Source organism: Halobacterium sp. KA-6, assembly GCF_021029015.1.
Classification (GTDB): domain Archaea; phylum Halobacteriota; class Halobacteria; order Halobacteriales; family Halobacteriaceae; genus Halobacterium.
Genome location: NZ_JAJJZH010000004.1, coordinates 139,462 through 159,253, shown reverse-complemented (window position 1 = coordinate 159,253; position 19,792 = coordinate 139,462). Strand labels below are relative to the sequence as shown.

At 55.1% G+C, this 19,792-nt stretch carries 19 protein-coding genes and 2 pseudogenes; 12 read left to right on the top strand and 9 right to left on the bottom strand.

Annotation, left to right across the window (positions count from 1 at the left end):
• Positions 1 to 3: 3 nt before the first annotated feature.
• From LPA46_RS10545 to LPA46_RS10525, 5 genes are all read right to left on the bottom strand, one after another.
• On the bottom strand, positions 4 to 1,200 hold the full coding sequence (locus LPA46_RS10545) for a hypothetical protein (RefSeq protein WP_230892473.1): 1,197 nt from the start codon (positions 1,198 to 1,200) through the stop codon (positions 4 to 6).
• Positions 1,200 to 1,901 (bottom strand): hypothetical protein, encoded by a 702-nt coding sequence (locus tag LPA46_RS10540; protein ID WP_230892472.1) that lies wholly within the window; start codon positions 1,899 to 1,901, stop codon positions 1,200 to 1,202. Before LPA46_RS10540 ends, LPA46_RS10545 begins: the two co-directional genes overlap by 1 nt.
• A 182-nt stretch (positions 1,902 to 2,083) precedes the next feature.
• A complete protein-coding gene (locus LPA46_RS10535; RefSeq protein WP_269073665.1) occupies positions 2,084 to 3,841 on the bottom strand; it encodes a hypothetical protein in 1,758 nt (585 codons plus the stop codon).
• Between the two features lie 53 nt (positions 3,842 to 3,894).
• Entirely contained in the window at positions 3,895 to 4,380 is a 486-nt protein-coding gene (locus LPA46_RS10530) for a pilin (protein ID WP_442908238.1), read from the bottom strand.
• A 444-nt stretch (positions 4,381 to 4,824) separates the two neighbouring features.
• Positions 4,825 to 5,046, bottom strand: a complete 222-nt coding sequence (locus tag LPA46_RS10525) for a hypothetical protein (RefSeq protein WP_230892469.1) — start codon at positions 5,044 to 5,046, stop codon at positions 4,825 to 4,827.
• 101 nt (positions 5,047 to 5,147) lie between these two features.
• On the opposite strand from LPA46_RS10525, the pseudogene LPA46_RS10520 reads away from it, so the two are divergent.
• Positions 5,148 to 5,783: pseudogene (locus LPA46_RS10520) on the top strand (IS6 family transposase).
• On the opposite strand, the gene LPA46_RS10515 reads toward LPA46_RS10520, so the two are convergent.
• On the bottom strand, positions 5,710 to 6,138 hold the full coding sequence (locus LPA46_RS10515; protein WP_330166334.1) for a zinc ribbon domain-containing protein: 429 nt from the start codon (positions 6,136 to 6,138) through the stop codon (positions 5,710 to 5,712). The pseudogene LPA46_RS10520 and the gene LPA46_RS10515 sit on opposite strands and share 74 nt — an antisense overlap.
• 607 nt (positions 6,139 to 6,745) lie before the next feature.
• Here LPA46_RS10515 and LPA46_RS10510 point away from each other — a divergent pair.
• The 8 genes and pseudogenes from LPA46_RS10510 to LPA46_RS10480 all read left to right on the top strand — a co-directional run bounded on the left by LPA46_RS10510 (position 6,746) and on the right by LPA46_RS10480 (position 15,699).
• Entirely contained in the window at positions 6,746 to 7,999 is a 1,254-nt protein-coding gene (locus LPA46_RS10510) for a Cdc6/Cdc18 family protein (protein WP_230892468.1), read from the top strand.
• A gap of 311 nt (positions 8,000 to 8,310) precedes the next feature.
• On the top strand, positions 8,311 to 9,603 hold the full coding sequence (locus tag LPA46_RS10505) for an RNA-guided endonuclease InsQ/TnpB family protein (protein ID WP_230892467.1): 1,293 nt from the start codon (positions 8,311 to 8,313) through the stop codon (positions 9,601 to 9,603).
• Positions 9,604 to 9,705: 102 nt separating this feature from the next.
• The gene (locus tag LPA46_RS10500) at positions 9,706 to 9,969 is read left to right on the top strand and encodes an AbrB/MazE/SpoVT family DNA-binding domain-containing protein (protein ID WP_059059218.1); all 264 of its coding nucleotides are present in this window, start codon (positions 9,706 to 9,708) and stop codon (positions 9,967 to 9,969) included.
• Between the two features lie 302 nt (positions 9,970 to 10,271).
• Positions 10,272 to 10,439 carry a hypothetical protein gene (locus LPA46_RS10495; protein WP_230892466.1) on the top strand — a complete coding sequence of 56 codons (168 nt, stop codon included), beginning with the start codon at positions 10,272 to 10,274 and terminating at the stop codon, positions 10,437 to 10,439.
• 14 nt (positions 10,440 to 10,453) lie between these two features.
• Positions 10,454 to 10,921 (top strand): hypothetical protein, encoded by a 468-nt coding sequence (locus LPA46_RS10490; protein ID WP_230892465.1) that lies wholly within the window; start codon positions 10,454 to 10,456, stop codon positions 10,919 to 10,921.
• A gap of 284 nt (positions 10,922 to 11,205) precedes the next feature.
• On the top strand, positions 11,206 to 12,177 hold the full coding sequence (locus LPA46_RS10485; protein ID WP_230892464.1) for a hypothetical protein: 972 nt from the start codon (positions 11,206 to 11,208) through the stop codon (positions 12,175 to 12,177).
• A pseudogene (locus tag LPA46_RS19160) lies at positions 12,174 to 12,269 on the top strand (IS1096 element passenger TnpR family protein); the annotation flags it as partial. The gene LPA46_RS10485 and the pseudogene LPA46_RS19160, both read left to right, overlap by 4 nt.
• An 820-nt stretch (positions 12,270 to 13,089) precedes the next feature.
• Positions 13,090 to 15,699, top strand: a complete 2,610-nt coding sequence (locus LPA46_RS10480) for a PAS domain S-box protein (RefSeq protein ID WP_230892463.1) — start codon at positions 13,090 to 13,092, stop codon at positions 15,697 to 15,699.
• A gap of 686 nt (positions 15,700 to 16,385) precedes the next feature.
• Here the strand turns inward: LPA46_RS10480 and LPA46_RS10475 are convergent.
• Positions 16,386 to 16,553 (bottom strand): DUF1931 domain-containing protein, encoded by a 168-nt coding sequence (locus LPA46_RS10475; protein ID WP_230892462.1) that lies wholly within the window; start codon positions 16,551 to 16,553, stop codon positions 16,386 to 16,388.
• Positions 16,554 to 16,690: 137 nt separating this feature from the next.
• Between LPA46_RS10475 and LPA46_RS10470 the strand changes: the two genes are divergently transcribed.
• A complete protein-coding gene (locus LPA46_RS10470; RefSeq protein ID WP_230892461.1) occupies positions 16,691 to 16,972 on the top strand; it encodes a PadR family transcriptional regulator in 282 nt (93 codons plus the stop codon).
• Positions 16,973 to 17,064: 92 nt separating this feature from the next.
• Here the strand turns inward: LPA46_RS10470 and LPA46_RS10465 are convergent, their stop codons facing one another.
• Both LPA46_RS10465 and LPA46_RS19155 read right to left on the bottom strand, forming a co-directional pair.
• Positions 17,065 to 17,625 carry a TATA-box-binding protein gene (locus tag LPA46_RS10465; RefSeq protein ID WP_230892460.1) on the bottom strand — a complete coding sequence of 187 codons (561 nt, stop codon included), beginning with the start codon at positions 17,623 to 17,625 and terminating at the stop codon, positions 17,065 to 17,067.
• A gap of 379 nt (positions 17,626 to 18,004) precedes the next feature.
• Complete coding sequence (locus LPA46_RS19155; RefSeq protein ID WP_442908237.1) at positions 18,005 to 18,592, bottom strand: universal stress protein; 588 nt, start codon at positions 18,590 to 18,592, stop codon at positions 18,005 to 18,007.
• Between the two features lie 304 nt (positions 18,593 to 18,896).
• Here LPA46_RS19155 and LPA46_RS10460 point away from each other — a divergent pair, with 304 nt between their 5' ends.
• The gene (locus tag LPA46_RS10460; RefSeq protein WP_230892459.1) at positions 18,897 to 19,292 is read left to right on the top strand and encodes a MaoC/PaaZ C-terminal domain-containing protein; all 396 of its coding nucleotides are present in this window, start codon (positions 18,897 to 18,899) and stop codon (positions 19,290 to 19,292) included.
• 238 nt (positions 19,293 to 19,530) lie between these two features.
• Complete coding sequence (locus LPA46_RS19150; protein ID WP_353635594.1) at positions 19,531 to 19,677, top strand: DUF7563 family protein; 147 nt, start codon at positions 19,531 to 19,533, stop codon at positions 19,675 to 19,677.
• Positions 19,678 to 19,792: the final 115 nt, after the last annotated feature.

The following is a 19,792-nucleotide window of genomic DNA, read 5'->3' as shown; positions in this document are numbered from 1 at the left end:
TCGTCACCACCGCGAAACCTTGTTTTTCGTATTCCTGAACGCCTGCTTCGACCGGGCTTTCGCTGCCTGTGTAGCCTGACTCACGTCTTCTTTCGTCTTATCGCGCATCCGGCCTGTCCTTGATTTCCGGAGGTTGTTGTAGCGGCCTGCGTGGTCTTTCGCTGACTGTGCGGACGAGCCGAGTTTGTAGGCTTTTGAATCGCCGTTCCCGATCTGGGTCTGCCCACTCTGTGTCACCGGGCCGCGCCCGTTCCGGGCGTATCCTCGATGCACGTTTCGGGCACCGCGAACCGATTTCCCTGCCCCTTTCTTCGCGGCTGAGGCGGCAGCCGCTGGATTTGTCTTGGTCGTTCCCTGTCGGGCGATCGTCTGGACCGCAGGGGTAGACCAGTAGACAGTCATAATCGAAGCGATACAGGCTGCGGGAATGAGTACCAGTCCGAGGAACAGCGAGAAGATTCCACTTGCGCTCGCTGTGAGATCCATCTGCCAGCCGATTCGGAAGAGGACTGCAGCAGGAAGTCCCGCGAGAACGAGACCCGGATAGATGCCAGCAGCGCGGCGAGCGATCTCCGAGACCGGGCTGAGCGGCCAGACGTCGAGGGCCCAGAAGACACCGAGTAACGGCATTAACGGCGTCAGAACGAGGATGCCAAGCCACCGAAGACCATAGACGATGGCAGCGACAATAAGCAGGAAGTTCGAGATGGTCACCATGGCGAGAACGACGAAGAGGCCACCGACTGCTGACTCGATGAGACTCCCGAATCCGGCCGACATACTGTCGATTGGGGCAAGTGTGAGGCCTACCGCATTGACAAACTGGAGTGGAATCGATACAAGTGGGAACCAGACGAACGACCCCATGAACACGAGCCCTATCCGTCGGAGCAGCCGCTTGCGACGGTAGCTACTGATCGATCCCGACCGGAGGCCGATGTACGCGAGTCCGACGACCAGTAACATGATTGTCAACGGCAGGATGTACTGAAGATAGAAATCTGCGTACAAGCTCTGCCATGGTGCATTATCGGGAGTACCGGCGACGATGTACCGGGAGCTGGATTTCGGCGCGGGGACGCCGACAATTGGGTTGAGAAGCGCCTCGAAAATGTCGTTCACGAACCCGAGGAGCGCCTCTTTAATGCTCGTAAGTACATTCTCAATAGCGTCCTCAACCTGCTCTTCCATCCACCCCATCAGGTACCACTCCCGTTCGACGACGTTTGAGTCGAGCCAGCCGGGCTGCCGTCCACGATGGTTAGTTCACACGAGTATTTCTCCCCACCATACTCGATTGTCTGTGAGTACGACGGATTCGTCCCGGCCTGGACGACTCCTGTGACGGTGAGCGCATCCGTCTCCAGATTGCCACAATCGATGGCCCCGTGAACACCAGTAGGATCTTCCGTCTGATATATCGGAGCAGCAGAGTAGATAGTTGTCTCTCCAGGCGGTAGAAGGGTAGTAGAATTGTGCGTCAGCGTCTCCGACGGAGATACCTTGGTATGCGGCGAATCTGCCCACTGAAGTGCCGTGAGATACGTCGGCGCGTTCCCTGTGTTCTCGACCGTAAGAGCGGCGAATTGCCGCCACGTTGACCGGTCTTTATCCCAGTTTAGATCTGGGTGGTTCTGCGCCCACATGATATCTGTAATCGTGACCTCGGGCTGGAGGGAGATTGTCGTCTCACCAATTGTCTCGTCATCAGCGACAGCGACGACGCGGTAGTCACCAGGCGTGTACCCGTCTTCAGCTTCACCGAGCAGCTGAAATGTAACCTGGGTCGCTCCCTCTTGGACCCGCTGAAGCGAATTCATCTCACCATTCGGGTTGATGAGATTCACCGAATTCACGTCGGTGTCGCTGGCGAGTTCAACGACGAGGTCGGTTTCGTTCATCGCGACGCTCGCAAAGGTATTGCTTTCACCTTCGGGAGGTGTCGATGTCCCGGAACTAGGACTATTGGTATCGGATGGCGAGGAGGAACAGCCAGCGAGAGCAACGAGAACGCCGCTGAGGCCACTAAGAACTGTTCGACGGTCGACACACCTGTCGTGACTAAGTGAGCTTGTGTTGTCGTTCATGATCGGTTTGTAAGTCCGAGCAGCGTGCCGCCGGACATGTAGTCGAAGCCGAAGACCAGGACAGTAACGGGGATGAACCAGAGCATCGTCACAACGACGAGGTCGATGAGCGTCTGGAACTCGGGGAAGTTAGCGGGAGTTTTCGCGACGTCTTTCGACGCTGCATAGGGCTGGTCAGTCCGCCACCAAGCATCCGAGGTGTACTGGCCTCGAACGAGCAGGGACGGATTCGAGATGGTAACGGCGGCCATTCCGCTGCTGTTGAGCGCCGTGGTCTGGTTGCCGATTGTCACGCGGCCAGTCGTGACAGCATCGCCGGTTGCGTTCTCGGTGACCATCGCACGAACGACCGCCTGGGTTGCATTAGCTTCGGTGACGGATAGGGTGAGATTCGTCTCTCGGACGGTCTGCTGCTTGGATAGGGACACCGTTCGTGATTGCCCGCGGACGATTCCTTGCACCGTAACCTCGCGGAAGGCGCTTTCGTCGAGGGTTGTGGAACTCAGGGCAATCGAATCTGCATTCACGTACGGATTGGCAGACCCGAGGTCAATATTCGCCGGCAGCGACGGCCCTGACTGCTTTGTGCCCCACGTTTCCTCGATAACGAGTGGCCGCTTCCCGTCGTCAGTCGGTTCGGTCGGTACGTACGGCGCTTGCTGGCTCGGGAACGCGTGAACTTGGACGGGACGCACCGACGACTCAGCACGTGACGTGTTGGTCGCGGTGCCCGTGAACATCGTCTGCCAGCCGGATCGTCCGGCCGTGTAGAACCACCAATTGCTTCGGGCCCGAACATCGCCGTCGATCGTAATCGTCGACCATTCCGTATTCGGATGGACGACAGCACCGACCTGGTTCTCGCGTGCCTCAAACTGGACGCGGTTTCCAGAAATGCCGGAGAGTTGATTAACGACGACGGTCTGTGATGCCGATACCGTTTTTGATGCTTCAACGGTTTCGACAACGCGATTCCAATCCCCGCCACAACTGGATCTCGTGGAGTTCCAGGATGGGCAATCCAGTGTGACATGACGAAGCGTTACCGTGATATTGGTCTCGACGATCAGCTGCGGTGATCCCGAGAGGTCGGTGTACTGCAGCGTAGTCTGATGGCCGCTTCCGGTGTCGATAGTTCGACCATCTGTGGAGAGTTCCATAGACTCGATACTCGTGCGGTCGATCGACCAGCGTTCACGGTGTGGGCCGGTCTGGTCTCCCTCAGGAACAGCAACGCGGTAGTCGCTGAGTGCCCGGACCTGTCCCTCTGGGGGAACATATTGTGTCGCCCCGTTTGTCTGATGGAGAACTGTTGAGGGTTGAACGGCGAAGATACTGGCATACGCATCTTTGATGTACACGCCGTCTTCGAGGGAGGCACTAGCAGGGTAGACAGACGTATCTTGGCCGCCAGGATTGTAATCGCTGAAGTCGCCACTATTCCAGTTTGAAGCGGCTTGAGGTGGGCGAGCGAACGGGATGTCTGTCGACTGGGCAAGTCGGTGAGCGAATTCGGCGCGTGATGAGACGTTTGCCCCATTAAAATCGTCGGCCGAGAGATTACCGTTGTCGACGTCTTCCGACCAGAGCCGCTGGAAGGTGCTGTTGTTCACGCCGTAGTCGGGTCCATCGTCAGGAACTACATCCCCGGGATCAGATGGTATTTCGACATTTATGCCTCCTGCAACGCCAATCCCAACAGTGCCACTCACAAGGAGTAGGGCAAGTGCGGCGCCTGTCGTTCGAGCGTGCATTCTATTCCGGGCGAGGGGAGCGGGGACAGTTCGCTAGCTATCTCAGATGGGGGCTAGAAGGGCTTCACGCAGCCCGAGAACCCGAACCCCATCTGACTGCCGACCTTGTCGATGAGCGTGGGCGAGATCAATGCGAGGACGACGATGCCAAAACCGATACCGGACATGACGAGTTTTTCTTTGGCATCGTTCTTCTTCTCAGGGTTACCGCCGGCGCGCATATATGAAAGACCAGCTTTCCCAGTGTAGAAGCCGGTTGCGGGCAGGCCGAGGCCTGCGATCGCCCCAAATACGAGATCGATACCGGTGGCGACGCCAGTGTCGCAGTACACATTGCCGATCTGACTCTGTGCGGCGGCTGGACCGACGGCAACGACCAGGAACGCGAGCCCCATCGTGAGGGATATAACTCGTGGACGCGCCTGTGTGAGAGTCGGTTTGAAACGGTTACTGCTTAGGGACTGGGACGACTGGGCATTAGCCGAGAGCGACTGAGTGGCCGGTGCATCGCTCGCCGAGTCAGAGGGTGGATTGTTCATCTGGTGGTGTATCTGTTAGTCGGAGTTGGGATCCGTTTCGAGCAGGGTGTCCAAGTCCTCGATACTGGAGGTCTGTTCGAGGAGGTTGTCGAGGTCCCCGACTGGTTTCAGTGAGTGTCTCTTCGGTGAGCGTCGAGAGTTCGTCGCGGTCGATGTCTCGATACATCATTTGCTCGGCCACTGCTTCACGGAAGAGCCCGGATGCGTTGATGCTGGTTGCCCAGCTGGGGAATAAGGCATCGGCGGGCTTGATTGGGACAGTGGCGTTGACGGTATGCTGTGACATTCGTTAGTTGGGTATGTGTGTTTGAACGATATCAGGGATTGTTCCATGCTGCCATATATGCTTTTTGTGCGAGTTATTTTCTAGTGAATAATATATGGGCTTGCTTATATAAGAAATACTATCGAGAAGGCTCTACCACACCGCCTAAATAAGCAGATTCAGCCGAATTCCTCGTGGAGAATTTCCCGTAGATTGTAGAGGTTCGCAACAACTGCGCAGATGACCATCAGGAGGGTGGCGGCGAAGAAGGCGACTAATCCCACCGTACTTTCGAAGAGTCGGGTGGGCATGATGAAGCCGAGCGCAATCACGCCCATACAGATGACCGCGACACCAACAACGAGGACCGCTCCATAACCCCGGAGAGACGGGTGATTCACAATACATTATCACCACGCAGAGGGGAAAATGTGGGGTAGGGAAGCACGGTCGTGTTTAGTTAAGGCTGAAAAGTGAGGCGAGAGTGATTTTCAGCTGGTTCATGGCAGAAATCACCCGCCTCAGTGGCTGTAGCGACTGGATCGAGTTAGAGTTTGTGGAGCGAGAGCGGACACCGAGCGAGCTGATGCAGCTTGGTATTCGCCTCCATCTGGCTGGACTCTCACTTTCGAATACCGTCAAAGAACTTGAGAAGTTCGGTGTCCAACGCTCGCGGAAAGCCATCCATGACTGGGTGCAGAAAGCTGATCTATAGCCCGCCAGCGATGCCAGTCCGGATCAGATTGCGGTTGACGAAACGGTGATCCGCATCGACGGCCAGCAGTACTGGCTGTACGCTGCCGTCAATCCCGAATCAAACAGATTCCTGCACGTACGGCTGTTTCCGACGACAACAACGGCGTTGACTGAACGATTCCTGCAGGAGTTACGCGAGAAACACGACGTTGAAGATGCCGTGTTTCTAGTTGATCACGCCCAGCATCTCAAAACAGCACTCCAGCGAGTCGGGCTTCGATTCCAGACCGTTCGGCATGGGAATCGGAATGCTGTCGAACGTATCTTTCGAGAGATAAAACGTCGAACTTCCTCGTTCAGTAATAGTTTCAGCCACGTCGAGCCAACAACAGCGGAATCGTGGTTGCAAGCCTTCGCCGTCTGGTGGAACTCACTAAACTAAACACGATGCTCGACTGTTCCCCAAAATTCATGGGTGTCCAGTCGTATCCATTCCACTCCCAGTACGCCCCAGGATTGGGTGCATCTCTCGGGCGTTCAGCTGCGAGGGCAGCGGGCCGCGCCATCGGCCCAACCTCTGCTTCTAGCAGATTCCACGCCCTGACAACGTCACTATGCGCGTCTAACTCGCACTCATGGCAGCGGAACGCGTTGCCCTCACGAGTGACATTATCGCTGCCACACGCGGGGCACTCGCTACTCGACGCACACTCAGTCACTTGCTCGACGGTGATGCCGATATCACCGAGTGTGAGTTCCAGACGGTCAACGAGCTGGCGGTAACTCCTGAATACGATATCGGATCAGGATTAACCAACAGATCTGCGAAAAGACAGGCTTGTTGGTTAATCAGCCCGGTGACAGGGGGAGGGGGTATCGGAGTGTAAATCAAAGCGAGAGTGGAGGGAATTCGGACCGAATGATCGGATAATATAAAGACCAGTAGAATAGCGGGAAAACAGGGACATTGTATATATTCTAATACTGGTTAGAATAGGTCTTCTAGGCTCTATAATTACTCTACACTATTACTTACTTACTTAACGTTAATAGAAAACGTTATAATAATATAACTGTGCTCATGCTACCATGCATGGAGAAACAACTGTTCCGTAGAGAACAGTCCCTAAATAGCTCTTTTGAGCCGTTTCACAGCTTCTATTGCATTCGTTCTTTCGTCCTTACTGGGAAAGACCTTCGTGAGAGTTACACTCCGATACCCCCTCCCCCTCCGGTACCCTCAATCTCAAGCATCCAGTCGGATCAGTCTCACCTCCCCGTTTGTCCCTTCGGTCTTCGTGCAGATCCTGATACACTCCGATACCCCCTCCATCACTCTGTTCACTCTCATCACTCTGTTCACTCCCATGGTTTTATCATAATGTAGTGTATTGGGTCGGTATCATGGAACCGTTCGGCGCCGAACAGGGAATCTACGAAGATGTCGACGTCCTCGACCCGGAGCCGGATACATACAAACCGACCGAGCTTCCGGAGCGAGAGGACGAACTCTCCCGCATTCATTCTGCTCTCCGGCCAATCACTCTCGGTGGATCGCCTCGGAACATCCTCGTCTACGGTCCAACGGGACAGGGGAAGACAGTAGGGGTCAACCTGAAGACGGAACAACTTCAGGAATGGGCCGACACGGAGGGTGACGTCACGCTCACCGTCCTTCGGGTTAGCTGTAAGGGCGCGGGGAAATCGTGGAACGTCCTCGCGGATCTCGTCAAACAGGCTCGTGAAGCGCGCTACGACAAGACGGTCGAGAAACCGCGCGGCCCAACGAAAGTCGAGTTGTTCGAGATGCTCTCGGACGACCTTCAGGCGATTGGTGGCATGGTCATCATCGTCCTCGACGAGATTGACGGCATTCAAGAGGATAACTACGTCCTCTACGAGCTCCCTCGCGCGTCGATAGACGGTATCTCAATCGGTGTGATTGGCATCACGAATGACTACCAGTTCCACGAGAACCTTGACGCGGATATCCGGTCATCGCTCGGCAGTCGCGAAGTCGTCTTCAGTCCGTACGACGCTAATCAGCTTCGCGATATTCTTTCCCGACGCGCATGCCGTGCACTTCGCGATACGTACTTTGAGGACGACATTAGAGACTCCGAGTATCTCCGTAGCGACGTAATCTCAGACGATGTAATACCACTTTGTGCTGCGCTTGCTGGGCAAGACACCGGTGACGCCCGCCAAGCAATTCATCTCCTATCGACCGCATGTGACCTCGCTCTGGACAACGGCAGTGACACTGTTGAGGAGTCCCACGTCCGTGAGGCCCGCGAAGAAATCCAAGAAGAAACCATCGGGAAAGGCATTCGCGGTGAGACGACGCAGCGGAAGATTGCTCTTCTTACTGTTCTCGAAGCAGAGCGCGCCGGAGACGCCCCCGAAGGAACGACAGAACTCTATCGTCGATACAAGCGTTTCACGAAACAGATCGGCGCGGCTACGTATCAACAAGGAACCTTCCGGGAGAAACTCAACGATCTTGTCCATGGAAATATCCTCGAAGGCGACCGTCGTGGCCGAGGTCGTGGACGTGGCATGACGAACATGTACAGTCTCTCGGTTGATCCAGACCTAGTCATTGATAAGGTCGGTGAAGACGACCGACTGAGTAAGATCACCACACAACTCGAGTAGCCCGATTCGTTACACTCCGACACCCCCTCCCCTCTGTTGAATCCGATAAATGCGGCGGGATCGTGTCGCACGAAGCAAGAAGCTCCCGGCGAGCGAACCGCCACAGCGGTAAGCGAGGAAGGGGTGTAGTTTGCTGTCGTTTTGGTGATGGCTTGGGTTGGGGTTCACAGCGGTAGCAGCGCGGAAGCCCACCCCTTCAGGGGTGGGAGCAAGCGCGTACGTTTTGTGCGACAACCCGCCGATACCGGCATTGCCGACTCCCCCAATGGATTCAAAGCTATTAATAAGGTATAGAGATTTCTGTGACGTACATGGTGTGGGAGGTAACGCGAACGGTGCGGGTTCGCCTTGACGTACCCGACGACCGTAAGAGCGACCTCCACGCCACCAACAAGAAATTCCAGTACTGTGCCAACCGCACCAGTGAGTGGGCGTGGCGCTATCCCGACGAGGACTGCATCACCAGCAAAAACAAAGCCGAAGCCGCCATCTACGACGACCTCCGCGAAGAAACCGACTATCTCCACGCCAACCTCGTCCAGAAGGCCATCAAACGCGCCACCGACGATATTGGCAACTGCGTGGATAGACTAGCCGAGGGTGAGAACACCAGCCAGCCCGAATACGACACGTTCAGCATCGTCTACGACAAGCGCGCGGCAACCTACTACCGCGAGAAGGTGAGTCTCGCCACCGTCAACGGCCGCGTCGAATGCGACTACATCCTGCCCGACAACCCCGAAGGCACACCACACGGCCAGTACCTCCTGAACGACGACTACTCATTCTCAACAAGCACCGTCCACTACGATAGTGAGGGCGACGAGTTCTACCTGCACGCGGCGATGGAGCAAGAGGTCGACGCGAGTCGTCCTGAGAAAGCCCAAGATTCGAGAGTCCTGGGCGTGGACTGCAACGTCGACGACCACATCGCCACCACCAGCACTGGCGCGTTCATCGGCAACGCCGACTATCTCAACCACCAACGCCGCGAATTCGAAAAGCGCCGCGCCAGCCTCCAACAAACTGGCACGCGAAGTGCCCACCTGACGTATCAGCGCATCGGTGACCGGTTCGGCCGCTGGAGTGAGGATTACCTCCATCAGTGCTCCAAACAACTCGTTGCGGAAGCCAAGCGCCACGGCTGCACGCATATCGCCTTCGAGAACTTGGAGCGGATTCGAGAGCGCATCAGCGACGGCGCGAAGTTCCAGCAGTGGGCGTTCCGCGAACTGCAGGAACAGACAGCGAATAAAGCAGAACTGGCTGGGATCGTTGTCGAGACAGTCGAACCGTCGTATACGAGCCAGCAGTGCTCGAAGTGCGGGTGTACGCTGGAGGAGAATCGTGACGGCCAACAGTTCGTGTGCTTGGATTGCTCGTACTCGGTGAACGCGGATTATAATGCGGCGAAGAATGTGGCGCGGAAGCTCGCACTCAAACTCCAGCGGGGGCAGAAGTCCCCCGCTGGAGGGGCGTTCTGTCAGTACGCCCTCAAGTCGGGGATCATGACCGTGAGCGCTACTGAAGTGGCGTCCGACACCCCGGTGTCGGCAGAACGGGAGTCCACCGACAAGCCCACCCCTTCAGCGGTGGGTCGCTGACTACAGGTGGTGTCTGTCGGTGCGTGGCCGTGGTGGCTCGTAGTAGTGGATGGCCGATGGATCCAAGCCAATGCGTAAGAAATCCTTACGTAGAACTATCTAATGAGTACTGACGATCCTGAAGTAACCACCGTAACATCGAAAGGCCAGATCACGATTCCAAGCCGGCTACGGGAGGAATTCGGCCTCGAAAGAGGCACGAAGCTGATGGTCGTCCCAACCGACTACGGGCTCGTCTTGAAGAAACTTGAACTCCCATCGGTCGAAGAGTTCCAACAGCGGGTCGAAGAGCGAGCCGAAACAGTCGAACTGTCGATGGAGGAGGTTGATGAGTTAGTGCATGAAGCGCGGGGATCTGGTGAATGAAGCCGGTTCTTGATACGAACGTACCCATCTCAAGCGTTATCGCGACCGGCGTCCCACACGACGACGTCGTCAAATACTTCAGCAAATTACAGGCGGTAAGCCCCCCTTCTTTAAGGAACCGCCGAAGGCGGCGAGTAGGTAGGGGGTAGTCCACCAGCACGGTCTTGGGTAGCAGATTGTTGAAGGGTTCTCAGAAATAGCTGGAAGTCGTAGCGGGCAAGGGTGGCGCGTTCACGCGGAGGAGGATGTCAAGCCGGGTTGCACAAGAATAATGCATCTTGACCTAATAGGATGAGATGACTATGACCGAACAGGGCGCTGAAGTACTGCGGGCGGCGCAACAGACGACCCGTACTACTGAAGAAGCACGGCGATCCCAGCGCCAGATCAACGAGAGGGTGGAGTGGGACCTTCACCAGATGCTACCCGAGCTGCGCGACGAAGAGCGACGCGTATCCATCGACGAGTAACGCCGGGCTCCTAGATGGACGTTTTCGACAGTAATATTTGGGTTTTAGGAATCACTGAAGCACATCCAAAAGCTACCGGGCTTGTGAACGGTGCGGAAGTCGGCGACCGCCAAGTCGTGCTGGACGCATACATTTTTGAGGAGGTGCGAGAAGCCTTCTACCGATCTGAGCATGTCGATGCGGCTGATGTTGAACAGACGATCTCCAATTTCGCTGTTCGAATTGCTAAACCGCAATCAATTGTGGAACCCGATCAAGCAGCTGTCGAAGAGATGGACCTTCAGGCAATCCGAGAGGCCCCACCAGTAAACCTGCTCGGACATCTGCTCGATATCCAACCGAAAGATGTCCCCGTGTTTTGCTTGGCGTATCGATGGCAGCACCAAAAGCCGACCATCTACACTGCCGATGAATCGTTCGCAGAGCTTCATCCCCCAACCTATGGTCTCCCCGACATCGAACTTGAATACATCCCCCAATAATCAAATGCTGCTATCGGAAATCCTACCGCTCAGAAGTTGAGGGCGCTCTTCTCAATACATATGACAGCCTGGTGCAGTTCATAAACTCTGTCGTTCGTAACTACTGTGATCACGGCCGCCGTGACTCTGACCGCTGCTGACCGAATGTGGCACAATCGGCGTGCGGGCCGAAAACCGCGACGCCCGCGAGATGTAGGCGGTCCGGTGCGAGATGGGCGACGATACTTCGGATACGTTTCGAACAGCAAGCGGGTTTTAATCGGGATGGCGCACAACTACTGCATATGTCTTTCACCGCTAGCTGGCACACGCTCCTTGATGAACTCGACGGCCTTTCCGAGAGTGCGACGCTCATCACGCCGCTCTCCCATCACCGATTTCGTATTACTGACGTGCAGGACGCTCGCGTTATCATTCAGTTCGAAGACAGCAACGAGACGCGGCCGCTCCAGCGCGACCAGTTCGAAACGCTCTATCGACGAATTGAGGACGTCCCCAATGGGTTTGACCTTGATCGTCTCCCGACAGATGCCGACCCATATCCAGCGGTGTGGAGTGTCCATCCCCGATTCGAGGTTGATGAGGACGCTGGCGTTATCACTCAATCAGAGGTAGCGACGGCAACGCAGGTGCTGGGTGCAGAGCAGGAAGCCACGGATGAGGAACGGACTGAGCCCGACGGACTTGATGTCTACTCGGATGCACTCCTCCTTATTGACGCACTCGAACGTCACGATATGACTGATCTCTCTGAACTGGAGACGAATGCGTTGGTGAATCTCTACACCCTGCTTTCAGATGTCCAGCGAGATGCCAACGAGTTCCGCCAGGAGGTCGCGGATATCCTCCTTGCTCGACTCCATCACGACCGTCCGGTCGCTGGACAGTATGGCTCCGTCCAGCGGACGAGTCGCCGAAATCGTTCGCTCAAAAACGACGAGGAGGTGCTGGACCACCTCGAGAACGCTGGTATCGACCGTGAACGTGTCCTGAGCGTTGATCGTTCGAAAGTCGATGAAGTCCTTGAAGTCACCACGCTTTCGGAATCCGATGTGTACGAGGTCGAAGAAAGCGAATACGTTCGTAAAGCGGAGGTCGATGAAGACGTCAAAGAGTCCCGATTGCAGGGGTTGAAAGACCGCCTTGCTGCCAGCGAGGACGATGAGGCGAACCAGCTCCGAGCGGAGATCGAGGAGCTCGAACAGCGTATCGACGATCTCACCAGCTTCCGTACGGGAGCGGAGATGCAGGGATGACTGCCTACCGCTTTCGCGTCAAGTTCGACCCCGGTCCGACGTTACTGTGGCAGGATATCGTTGGTGGGGCGGACAGAACGATCACCGGATTTCACCAGTTTTGAGGCGGAGCCTCCGGCTTCAAGGAGTGAGGATATTGATACGTCTGCTTTGTTGAATCCGATGATGGCGGGGGTTCACTGTTTGAGTGCTTGTCGAGGTTGTAGACTGCGGCGGTCACTACGAGTTTGCGGAACTCTCGACACCATGTGTGAGTGTGGAGAGTCGGCGGTGGACGCTCTTTGAGGCGCGGTGGGGTAGTTTGTTACCATAACGCCTACATACAGCGACCGTGCAGTGTATCGTGTCGCTGGAGGGACGCTAACGGCTGACATACCTCTGACGTCGGCATCGCCTGTCACCCCCAACCTCCAGCGACACCCGCTTTGTTACCCGGATTGATGCCCGATACTGGCAGTTCGTGGAAACACTTGTAGTAGTCCGAAAACCTACGATACCCTAGTAGCTACTACCCGAGTGTGTCGCCAGTTCGGCGTCAGAAATGAGACCACTGCCGTCATATTACCTGTCATCCACCCATCCGTCGGCGACACATCCTTTCAGTCACCCTCTCCTAGATACCATGGTTTTGCCCTTTCAGTAGACTCGGCGAGTGCCGGCTGACTGCATTTTCTGAGTTCAAAAACTCTTCTTTGATGCTGTGAGTCTGTAGAAAACTGCCTGCTCCCGATGCTGTATTGCGTGCAACAAGGCAGTATCAGTCGGAGACTGTGAGTGGATTTCGGTCGATCAAGCGATTCATGGCTACGACATTCTCGACGGATTTCGGGTTCCAATTCTTCTTCTATGGGAATCAATCGAAGTCTTATATGTTGACTCACCTATTTCCCCAGAGTAAGACCAGTTATGAGTATGGCTTCCGGAACCATTCGTGTCCTCCACGTCGACGACGATCATGACCTTGCGGACCTCACCGCAACGTTTCTTGAACGAGAGGATAACTGCTTCAGCGTCGACACAGCATCGAACGCGGATACCGCTCTTGACAAGCTTACTGAGAATCGCTTCGACTGTATCATCTCCGATTATGATATGCCCGAACGGAACGGCCTGGAACTTCTTGACGCTGTCCGCGACGACTATCCAGACCTTCCGTTCATCTTATTTACTGGAAAAGGTTCTGAAGAAGTCGCAAGTAATGCGATCTCTGGCGGTGTTACTGACTATCTTCAAAAAGAAGCCGGAACCGACCAGTACACGGTCTTGGCTAACCGCATTCGAAATGCCGTCGATCGAGTGCGGGCACAGGCTGAACAGCAACGCCAGCTTGACGCGATTGAAACAGCACGCGAAGGGATCAGTATTCTCAACGAAGATCGCCGCTTCGTCTATGTAAACCAAGCGTACGCCAACCTCTATGGCTATGACTCTGACGACCTTATCGGTGAGAGTTGGGAGCTGCTGTATCGTGATGAAGATACCGAAGAAATCCGGACCGAAATTCTGCCAACCGTTGATTCAGAGGGGTATTGGCGTGGGGAGACAATCGGCGTTCGAGCTGGTGGGGAAACATTCATCGAGAATCATGCTCTCGCGTTGACCGACAACGACGAACTTGTCTGTACGGTTCGTGATGCGACCACAGAAATCAAACAGGCACGAGAACTCAAGGAAGCACAAGCCCGTCTCGAAGCATTATTCGAGTATTCGCCGGATATGATCAATACCCACGACGCGGATGGCGTCATCTGCGATGTAAATCAGCGCTTCTGCGAAGAACTCGGATATGATGAGTCAGAGATTCTGGGGGATGGTGTGTGGACAATCGATCCGACTATCGAGCCGGATGAACTCCAGGCACAGTTAGCAACGACAGAGACCGGCGAACGGTTTCGGGTAGAAACTGAATTCCGGCGGAGAGATGGATCGACGGTCCCAGTCGAGGTCCACGTTGTGCGGCTTGATTTAGCTAATAACGACCGGTTCGTTGTACTCTCACGCGACATTAGTGAACGGAAAGCTCGTGAGCAGGAACTTGCCCGGCTCACAGACCGCTATCAAGCATTTATCGAGCACGCTTCCGATCTCCTCTCTGTCGTTGATGAGACCGGAGAACTGCAGTTTGTGAGTCCTGCCGCGGAACGACTGTTCGGCTACTTGCCAGCAGACTTAGAGGGCGAGAACGCTTTCGACTATTTTCATCCCGACGATCGAGAAGGTGTCTCAGAGGCGTTCCTCGAGATGATCAAACAATCCGATCCAGTAGCCGAACGGGTTGAGTATCGGTTTCAGCATGCGGATGGGTCGTGGGTTTGGGTCGAGACCGTCGGTAGCAATGAGACGGAGACCTCGATTGATGGGTATGTACTGACGACGCGAGATATCTCTCGGCGAAAAGAACACGAGCGTCGATTGGAAGCCCTCCACGAGACGACATACGAATTGTTGGCCGCCGATTCTCGCGAGAAGATCGCAGAGATAGGTGTCGAAGCCGCCCGAGACATCATTGGGTTGGATGCAAACGTCTGCAATCTTTACGACGACGATCACGATGTCTTAGTACCGATAAGTAGCACGTCGGAGGTTGACGACCTTATCGGGTCACCCCCAGCGTTCTCGAATGGAGATAGTATTGCGTGGCGGGCTTTTGAGCAGGGAGAGGCACAGGCGATTGACGATATACGTACGGATCCAGATATATACAATCCGGAGACACCGATACGGAGTGAACTTTATCTCCCACTCGACGAACATGGGATCTTGGTCGCGGGATCGCCGACGGTGGCTGCGTTCGATGAGGAAGATCTCGTCCTCGGAAAGTTACTTGCAAAAGGGATTGCAGTCGCGGTAGATACCCTCAAACAGACGGAGCAACTCCAAAACAGGGAGGCTGAGTTAGCACGACAAAACGAACGCCTTGAGCAGTTTACAAGCTTCGTCTCACACGACTTGCAGAACCCGTTGACCGTCGCCGAAGGTCATCTCGAACTTGCCCAGGAGGACTGCGAGAGCGACCATATTGACACTGTTGCCGAGACTCACGGCAGGATGCGTGCTCTGATCGATGATCTCCTGACGTTGGCGCGTAACCCAGATCCGGTTGAGGATCGAACGTCAGTATCGCTTAACGATCTCAGTGAGGAGTGCTGGGACCATATCGAAACGAAGCGTGCCACCTTAGACAACGCCAGTACGAAGCGAATTCGAGCAGATCGAAGTCAACTCAAACAGCTCTTGGTGAACCTCTTTCGGAACGCCGTCGAACACGGTGGAGATGATGTAACCGTTACTGTTGGTGGTCTTCCAGACGGGTTCTACGTTGAGGACGATGGCTGCGGTATTCCGTCGGAGGAGCAGACGGATATCTTCGAGTCCGGGTACTCAACGGCGACGGACGGAACCGGATTAGGGCTAGCAATCGTTAACCAAGTTGTTGAGGCACACGACTGGGGTATCTACGTTACTGAGGGGCCTAATGGCGGCACGCGATTCGAGATCATCGATGTCAAATCCGACGACTAGGCAGTTTTCATGATATATAGGGTGAAATCAATGCGAGAGCTGTTGAACCTAACAAGGAGACAGAGAGTCGCCACTGAGTCGCTCGATAGTTTCCGGTGTCACGAGGTACTGAGCGCGTGAACCGCCGTCTGCGTGTGTCTTAATGGACTTGTTTGACCCTGCTTCAGTCCGCGTTCTCGTGAACCAGTAGGGATGAACCACCTCGACGCGAACTCCCTCTGCTGGTTGGTCAGTAACAGTCGCGCTTTTGCGAACTGTCGTTGAAGTTGTGCCCCAATCGTCGAGGCAACTCGCGCTGGAGAGGTGGCGCTCAAGATAGGTTTCTTCTGCCTGGAGCGCCTGTTCTTTCGCCTCCGCATCTGACAGCGAGGTTCTGTTTGATGGTGAGTCCGTCAAACAGCCGGTGAGTATTGTGGTGAGGGCGAGCGCGGAACTCGAAATCAAGCGTCTGCGCGTATATGTAGAGGGCATATTGGGACTCTGCCTTGGTCCAGTAAATACTTTCTCTCTGTATTCTTCCTTTCAGATGAAACTGACTAAATGACCTGTTACATCGCTCCTCTGTACGTAGCGGCGGTTATATTCCCAACTCTGAACAAAGATGCCGTATTGACAACTACTGGTAATTCGTACAGGCCCAACAAAACGGTATCTTCGAGTGACGAGTTAACTCGCGAAATCCGGGGTTACAGGTCGCGGGGCTGGACCGTCTTCCGGTTGTTCGCTTCGGCACGGTCGGCGGCGTCATCGAGCAGTTCGGTGACTTCCTCGTTGAGGGCGTCGTAGAAATCGGCCGAGACGTTGTGCTCCGAAAGTTCGTCCTTTACGGCTGCTTTGACGATGAGGTCAGACATTCCATCGCAGGTTTCGCCCGCCCACCAGATAAAGGTTCGAAATCCTCACGCGGAATTCCCGCCAAATAGTCTCGAATATTCCCCTCCGAGCACCAGAGAACACTTAATCCACCCACGAAAAGAAGAGAAATAGACGAATGCACGATCTAACCGGATTCCAGCGGGACATCTTGTACGTGATCGCCGGGCTCGACGAACCACATGGACTCGCAGTCAAGGACGAACTTGAGGACTACTACGAGCAAGACATCAATCACGGCCGACTCTATCCGAATCTCGACGACCTTGTCGACAAAGGCCTCGTCGAAAAGGGACAACTCGACAAGCGCACGAACGTGTACACACTCACACAGCGTGGAGAACGAGAAATTGCTGCTCGTCGTGACTGGGAAACCCAGTACGTCGACTTCAGCGAGTAACACCCCTGTCCCCAGCGATCAGGGACGGGTGGATGCCACTCGCCCCAGCAACACAGCTCCTTTCGCGTGGTAGTCGTTCTATAGACGGGGGATTACTCAAGCAGGCCGAGTTCGGTGAGGCGGTCTTTGACGTGTACTAGCGCGTGCTGGGCGTCCTCAGATTCATTTGCGCCGGTAATCACGAGTTTCCCACTGCCGAACAGAAGGACGACGACATCGGGGTCGTCAAGCCGGTAGACAAGACCAGGGAACTGTTCGGGTTCATACTCGATTTGCTCCAACCCCAGGCCGATCGCAATCGCGTTCAAGTTCAACGATTGCTTCAGGTTGGCACTAGAGACGATATTCTGCACCTCGATCGGCGGATTACTCGCGACATCGATGCCTAACTCGCGGATGTCATCGAAGACGATTTCGAGGGCTTCGTGGACATCGTCAACGCTTTTCGCGCCGGTGCAGACGACTTTGCCCGAGCGGAAAATCAGCGTGGCTGACTTCGGCTCCTGGAGGCGGTAGACGATGCCAGGGAAGTCCTCGGGGTTGTAGTCGGCGCCGGGAAGGTCTGTGGAGAGTTGGTCGAGGGCGAGTTCCTGGCCGAGATCACTGGATGCAACGACGTTCTCGATTTGGATTGTGTCCGCCAGCGTGCTCATACAGGGTATTCGTCGGACAACTCACTTAAAGTACGGCGGGTGAGAATTCGTGGCTCTGTTGAAACCCTTAACGTCTATTAAATTCGAGCATAGATTGGCAAGGGCAGACGCTGTATCGCTCAATCGGGGAACGCCGTTACGTGACTTTCTCTGTTTCGAGCCACTCTTTGAGCTCCCAGAAACAATCCGAGCACAGACGCCCTTTCAGTGTCTCGACGGAATCCGACGGATGCTCGATTCGGTACTGCTGGTGGCGTTCCTGAGATGAGTCAAGTTCCGTCCCACACTTATCACAGTACTCAACCATACCAAGGGGTTGTCGCTGCCGAGGGGAATATTTGGGGGCTCCATTCGTTCGGCAGTATTCAGCGGTGGTGAGTTACCGACTGATTACGAATATTGGTGCGTGTGTTTCTTGCCTGAGTTGCTCAGGAATTGTCCCACGAAAAACTCGTTTGAACAGTGACCGTTCGGACGCTCCGATGACAAGGAGTTCATGCGCGACGCTTTCCGTTGCGATTGCGGAGGCGACATCGTCGCTACGAACGAGGGTTGTCACAACCGAACTGTCAGCCACACTCTCAGCGTACGTCTCTAGTCGCCGGTTGGCTGCCTGTCGTTGAGTATCGGTTGCGCCTTCTGGAATGACTGTCAGCAGCGTAATTGACGCGGCCCACTCCGAGGCGATACTGCTGGCGAGCGTCACAGCAGCATCGCTGTTCGGGCCGCCCGCGATAGGGACAAGAATCGAGTTGATCGCCTGATTTGTCCCGGGGCCGTAGTGGGTGATTGTCACGTCGTCAAGGGCTTCAACGTCAGTGAAACCGAATTCTTGGCGAGCAATTGCGTCCCCAGTAGAGGCCGTACGTCGCGTCAAGCGTCGTGGTGGCGTACTGACTTCACGTAGACTGACCGGGTGGATACTCGTAGCTCTGGACGGCGGAGCGTTGGTTGGGAATGCTGGCATTACTCGTGGGTTGGGACTGTCGGATTTGATTACTCGCCAGAAGAGCTCTGGCGACGGCTTTTGTCGCCCACAATGAGCGATAGATAGTTCAACTAAACCTACGCGCTCGCCGGTATAACTGTTTCCCAGTCCCTGATATCCATCTCATCCCAGTCTATGGACGGTTGTCCCAGCTATTGGCCTTGAGGAGCTAGCGTGTAATTCTCGCTACGTACAGACGAGTCATTCCCCGTTCGCTGGAGAACAGACCTCTGACGCGCCGTGACTTTTAATCGGTGCGCCTCGACTTCGAGATGAAGCACTCATGTCGATATCCTCGCCACCGGAAGAAGATGAAGTGTACACCTTCGAACGAACGTTTACGAAAGAGGATGTTCGCCAGTTCGGCGAGGTCTCGGGTGACCAACAGGCGATTCACACCGATCCTGACGACGAGGGACGTCTCGTCGTCCAAGGATTGCTCACAGCGACACTTCCGACGAAAATCGGAGGTGATTTGAGCTATATCGCTCGGACGATGGAGTTCGAGTTCCGGAAACCAGTCTATACGGGGAACACAATCACGTGCGAGTGGACGAACGAGTCCGTCGAGGAACGAGCAGACCGCTACACGGTGACGAGTTTGGTTGTTTGTACCAATGACGACGGCGAGACGGTGATGGAGGCGTCCATCGACGGGCTCATCTGGAAAGAGGACTGAATCGGAGAACGATACGCATCCTCACTTACCGGCTGTTTCACCGCACATAGTATCTGATCAATAGGATTTCAACAGCGCCAAATGTGTCACTCCATAGCCAGGCGATCTATGCGACAAGGTATTGAGTTGTGAGCTTCCCAAGACTAAGTCTGGAACGGTTGTGGACGCTTCTGCAGTTCCACTCGGTCGTTTCGGCGCTGACAGAAAGCCTATGACCGATAAGATGACTGCTACTGGTATGCCGGAGTGCCAAAACTGTGGCAGCCACGTCACAGACGTCTACGTCCGTGTATTCACCCCGGACTCTATCGACGAGCCACGTGTATGTCCGAACTGCGAAGACATGACCCGCAGCCGCGAAGGAGTCCGAGAGAAACGAACATGATGCAAGCCATCGCGCATCCCGATATCGAAAAAGCCGATGGCCGGCTCTTGACAGACTAGCACTTCACAATATTATCAGCCTAGAGGGATGTCGGACTTCGTGAGTGAACGACGTT